The sequence below is a fragment of the uncultured Novosphingobium sp. genome (assembly GCF_964277725.1).
GTDB classification, from domain to species: Bacteria; Pseudomonadota; Alphaproteobacteria; order Sphingomonadales; family Sphingomonadaceae; genus Novosphingobium; species Novosphingobium fluoreni.
The window spans coordinates 1-4,953 of record NZ_CAXYKL010000242.1 but is presented as its reverse complement, the minus strand read 5'-3'; the positions used below and the strand labels follow the sequence as shown (position 1 = coordinate 4,953).

At 63.0% G+C, this 4,953-nt stretch carries 4 protein-coding genes and 1 pseudogene; 3 read left to right on the top strand and 2 right to left on the bottom strand.

Annotated elements, in window-relative coordinates:
• Window positions 1–594, top strand: a pseudogene (locus ACHWRX_RS13610) (glycosidase); the annotation flags it as partial.
• A 19-nt stretch (window positions 595–613) separates the two neighbouring features.
• Here the strand turns inward: ACHWRX_RS13610 and ACHWRX_RS13605 are convergent.
• Complete coding sequence (locus ACHWRX_RS13605) at window positions 614–1,918, bottom strand: sugar MFS transporter (protein ID WP_394659596.1); 1,305 nt, start codon at window positions 1,916–1,918, stop codon at window positions 614–616.
• 117 nt (window positions 1,919–2,035) lie between these two features.
• Between ACHWRX_RS13605 and ACHWRX_RS13600 the strand changes: the two genes are divergently transcribed.
• A complete protein-coding gene (locus ACHWRX_RS13600) occupies window positions 2,036–2,665 on the top strand; it encodes a molybdenum ABC transporter ATP-binding protein (protein WP_394659595.1) in 630 nt (209 codons plus the stop codon).
• Between the two features lie 52 nt (window positions 2,666–2,717).
• Window positions 2,718–4,235: a phospholipase D family protein gene (locus ACHWRX_RS13595; protein ID WP_394659594.1), complete on the top strand. Its 1,518-nt coding sequence runs from the start codon at window positions 2,718–2,720 to the stop codon at window positions 4,233–4,235.
• A gap of 40 nt (window positions 4,236–4,275) precedes the next feature.
• Here the strand turns inward: ACHWRX_RS13595 and ACHWRX_RS13590 are convergent, their stop codons facing one another.
• Entirely contained in the window at window positions 4,276–4,845 is a 570-nt protein-coding gene (locus ACHWRX_RS13590) for a fasciclin domain-containing protein (protein WP_394659593.1), read from the bottom strand.
• Window positions 4,846–4,953 lie beyond the last annotated feature (108 nt).

Sequence of the window (4,953 nt, the reverse complement as noted above, 5' to 3'; positions counted from 1 at the left end):
GAATGGATCGGCACCTATACCGCTTATTCGGGCAGCTCGATCCGCTCGGAACTGCTGCGCACGCGGGATTTCCGCAGCTTCGGGCTTGAGCCGATCCGGGGCAACGCCGGTCGCAACAAGGGCATGGCGCTGTTCCCCGAAAAGATTGGCGGCAAGTTCATGATGGTCGGGCGGCAGGACGGCAAGAATCTGTTCCTGCTGACATCCGACGCGGTGGACCAGTGGGATGACGAGGGCGTGCTGCTGATGGAGCCTGCCTATCCGTGGGAGTTCATCCAGATCGGCAATTGCGGCAGCCCCATCCTCACCGATCAGGGTTGGCTGCTGCTGACCCACGGCGTGGGCGCGATGCGCAAGTACGCACTGGGCGCGGCTTTGCTCGATCGGAACGACCCCTCCAAGGTGATCGCCCGATCGCGCGAGCCGGTGCTGACGGCGGAAAATGCCGACCGGTCCGGCTATGTGCCGAACGTGGTCTACACCTGCGGCGCGCTGCGCGTGGGTGAGCGGTTGCTGATCCCCTACGGTATCTCCGATAGTGCCGTCGGCTTCGCCAGCAGCACTATCGACGATATGCTCGCCCTGCTCGATTGAGCTTGGGCGGGGCGGAAGGTCAGGCGGCCTGGATCACAGGCCGCCTGGCGTAAAGTCCATAGGCCAGGATCACGGCATAGCACAGCGCCGGCAGGCCGAGCGCGATGGACAAGCTGGCGGTGGCATCGGCCAGGTGCCCCGTGATCGGTGGAATGATCGCGCCGCCCACGATCGCCATGCAGATCACGCCCGAGCCGTCCGCCGCCTTGTCCCCCAGGCCTTCGCAAGCCAGGCTGAAGATCGTGGGAAACATGATGGAGTTCATCAGGCCGACCGCAAGCAGGCTGTAGGCGGCCAAAGCGCCGGTGCTGTTGGCGGAAATCACCAGCAAGACGATCGCGCCAAGCGCGTTGCAGGCCAGCACTTTACCTGGCGACGTGAGGCGAAGCACGGCCGATCCGATGAAGCGGCCGATCAACGCACCGCCCCAGTACAGCGGAATCAGCTTGCCCGCCGCCTGTTCTGACATGCTCAGAACGTGTTGCTGCTCCAGATAATTCACGATCAGCGAACCGATCGCCACTTCGGCGCCGACATAGAGGAACAGGGTAATCGTACCGAGCGCAAAACGCGGGCGGCGCAGCAACGTGAACCCGGCGAGCGCCGACCCGCTATCGTGATGCTCCCCCTTCAAGCGGTTGCGCTGCCACCACACCACGCCCGCAACGATCAGCAGCGCGATCGCCAGGCCGATGTAAGTGTGGACCACTACGCGCGTCTCGGCCACGCGATGGGCGGCCAACGCCGCGCCTTTCAGCGTGGCGGGATCGACTTGCGCCAGGCTGCCCAGGATCAGCAGTGAACCGACGTAGGGGAAGACCGTCGTTCCCAAGGAATTGAAAGCCTGTGCGAAAGTCAGGCGTGAACCGGTGGTCTGCGCCGGCCCCAGCAGCGAAATGAGCGGGTTGGCGACGACTTGCACCACGGTGATTCCGGCCGCTAGCACGAATAGCGCGATCAGAAACACGCTGAAGGTGGCGCTGGCGGACGCCGGGATGAACAGCAGGCACCCGGCCATCATTGTCAACAAGCCAAATGCCGCCCCGCGCATGTAGCCCACCTTCTTCACCAGAATGGCGCCCGGGATCGAGATCAGGAAGTAGGCCGCGAAAAAGGCCGACTGCACCAGCATCGCCTGCCCGTAGCTGAGGGTGAACAGATCCTTGAGCTTGGGGATGATGATGTCGTTCAACGAGGTGATCCCGCCGAAGATGAAGAATAACGCCATCACGAATACGCGCAGCTCCGGCGCATCGATGTGCGACCCCTGGCCGGTTTCGACCTCGGGATCCGTGCTGCTGTTTACGGTGGACGCTATCGTCATCTTTGGCCCTCATCCTCTCGGATCGGCAGGACTAGCAGGCGAAATGTGGGTTGGCTTCCCTCATCTGCTCGGCAGGCGGTGCTTGGCGGGCATTGCGGTGCTGCTATGGCGGGCATGATGAGTTTCGATATCGATATTATCCTCAAGCGCGGCGATCGCACGATCACCACGTCCGTTCACGCCGCCTCAGGCCTGACGGCTTTGTTCGGCGCGTCGGGCGCGGGCAAGACCAGCGTGCTGGATGCGGTGGCCGGGCTGATCAGGCCGAAGCGCGGAACGATCGTGGTGTCAGGGGAAACCTTGTTCGACACGGATCGGGGAATCGATCTGCCGCCGGAGCAGCGCGCCTGCGGGTACGTTTTTCAGGATAGCCGCCTGTTTCCGCACAAGACGGTCGCTCAGAACCTGTTCTACGGATTCAATTTGGTGGCAGAGGATCGGCGCTGGTTACAGCCCGAGCGGGCGATCGCGTTTCTGGGGATCGCCCATCTGCTGGACCGGATGCCGCGCAATTTGTCCGGCGGGGAGGCGCAGCGGGTCGCCATTGGCAGGGCCTTGCTGGCCGGGCCGCGGGCCTTGCTGATGGATGAGCCCCTGGCATCACTGGACGCAGCGCGGCGCGAGGAGATCATGCGGGTGATAGAACAAGTGCGTGACGATCTTCGCCTGCCTATCCTCTACGTCAGCCACGATCGTGCGGAGGTGAACCGCTTGGCCGATCGGGTGATCGAGATGCCTGGGTGGTAGCGGCAACCAGCGGGGCGCTGCCGCATTGTTCGGGCGTGGGGATTATCGCATCATGAAGCGTCTGCCGTTCAAGCTGCCGCCGCATCGCGCGGCTCCGGCGACACACGCCGATTTCGATACCGGCCATACCACCCTCGGCCAGGAGGTGGAACGGCGCAGCCCGGATGACGATGACCTGTCCGGGCTGAAGTTGTTGCGCGAAGGGAAGGACGCTTTTGCCGCGCGCGTCCTGCTGGCTCGCTCCGCCGAAGTCACCTTGGATGTGCAATACTACATCTGGCACGATGATCTTTCCGGCTCTCTGATGCTGGACGAACTGGAGGCGGCGGCCGATCGCGGCGTGCGTGTGCGATTGATCGTGGATGATGTCGGCACGGCACGGCTGGACGATCGGCTGGCGTGCCTGGCGACCCATGCCAATATCGAGGTTCGGATCTACAATCCCTGCGCCATCCGTTGGCCCAAGTCGGTCAATTACCTCTTCGCCTTTCGGCGGCTGAATCGCCGGATGCACGCCAAGAGTTTCACCGTTGACAGCCAAGCGACCATCCTGGGCGGCCGAAACATCGGTGATGAATACTTCGCGGCGCGCACCAAGGGTCTGTTCGCCGACCTGGACGTGCTGGCCGTGGGAGCGATCGTGCCCGATGTCTCCAAAGCGTTTGACGGCTACTGGAACGGGCCGGACGTGCGGCCCGTCGGCGACATCGTGCGCCACCCCAAGCCCTCGCGCGTCCAGAAGGTGAAGGCGGCGGCGGCAAATCTCGCCGGCAGCGAGCGGGCCGAGCGATATCGCGAGGCGGTCCAGTCGCGCAAACTGTTTGGCGAGCTGATCGACGGCACCGTCACCATGACGTGGGCTTGCGTGAAGCTCGTGAATCACGATTATATTCACTCCGGATCGCGCACCGGCCCGATCGATTTGCGCGCGCTCATGCCGGCCTGCCTCGATCTGCCGGAGAGACAGCTGGATGTGATCTCAGGCTATTTCGTGCCGACGGCGCAGGGCACGCACGAACTGGCCACGCTGGGGCAGGGGGGCGTGGCGATCCGCGTCCTGACCAATTCGTTCGCGGCAACGGACGTAGGCTTCGTCCATACCGGCTACGCGCCAAGGCGGCGGGCACTGCTGCGCGGGGGTGTGCGCCTGTTCGAAATGCCCGCGCCGGACGACAAGCCCAAGACCGCGCGCAAATTCGTGCGGACACGCTCTGCCAGGGCGCGGTCGTTCCGAGCGGACGGCCGCAGCCTGCATGCCAAAGCGATCGTGGTGGATGGGCGGCAGATCTATATCGGTTCTGCCAACTTCGATCCGCGATCGGTGCGCCTGAATACCGAAATGGGATTTCTGATCGAATCGCCCGCGCTGGCCAAGGCGATGACCCACTCCTTCGACCAGGATATCGAAGGCAACGTCTATCGGCTTTCGCTCACGGAGAGCGGAATGACCTGCTGGTTCGACGATCGTGACGACGATACGGAGTGTGAGACAACGGAGCCGGGAACTTCGATCATCAGCCGCATGATCGTCGCCGCGCTCTCAAAGCTGCCACTGGAAAACTATCTGTAAGGGTTGGGGGAACGCATGGCGCTTTCCCCGCCGCACGTGATCAGATCTTTTTCAGCACGGTATCGATGGGCAGGGCGATGCTGCCTTTCCCGGCAATCGGATCACCGCCTAGTCTGGCCGTGGCGCCTCCTGCCGTCGTGACAGTCAGCGCGTCGCCATCCTTGGCGAACGTCAGTTCCTGCCCCGCCATGGACTGCATCTTGATCGTCCCGCTCTTGTTCTTCTCGATGGCCTTCGCGATGTCGGTCGGCGTCAGATAGCCCGGCAGGATATGCCCTTTGAGCAAGGCCGCCAAAGCCGCCGTGTTTTCCGCGCCGATCAACTGCTTGCCCGCATCGCCCAATTTACCGAAAGCGTCGTCGGTGGGAGCAAGCAGAGTGTAGCTGCCCTTGCTGGCAAAGATGCCGCTTAATCCGGTGACTTTCAGGGCCTCCGCAGTGTTCTGCTGCTGGTCTGTGTCCTCCAGTAGTGCGGCCACTGACTTGTCGGATGGCTTCACCGCCGCAGATGCGGTCGCGGTGGGAGCGGCTTCCGGTTCTTTCTTGGAGCAACCGGCGAGAAGCACGGTGCCGGCAACCATCGCCTGCAGGACGATCATACGCTTTTGCATCGCAGTTCCTCTTACGTCAGCAATTGGATGGCGGCCTGCACCAACTGGGTCGTGGGATCGATCTGATAGATCGTCCCGTCGCTGTAACGATAATTCGCCTCGTCCGTG

What these genes read in the sequence shown, in the direction of transcription:
- ACHWRX_RS13605 (WP_394659596.1), bottom strand. Translation starts at nt 1,918, where the DNA reads ATGACGATAGCGTCCACCGTAAACAGCAGCACGGATCCCGAGGTCGAA.
- ACHWRX_RS13600 (WP_394659595.1), top strand. Translation starts at nt 2,036, where the DNA reads ATGAGTTTCGATATCGATATTATCCTCAAGCGCGGCGATCGCACGATC.
- ACHWRX_RS13595 (WP_394659594.1), top strand. Translation starts at nt 2,718, where the DNA reads ATGAAGCGTCTGCCGTTCAAGCTGCCGCCGCATCGCGCGGCTCCGGCG.
- ACHWRX_RS13590 (WP_394659593.1), bottom strand. Translation starts at nt 4,845, where the DNA reads ATGCAAAAGCGTATGATCGTCCTGCAGGCGATGGTTGCCGGCACCGTG.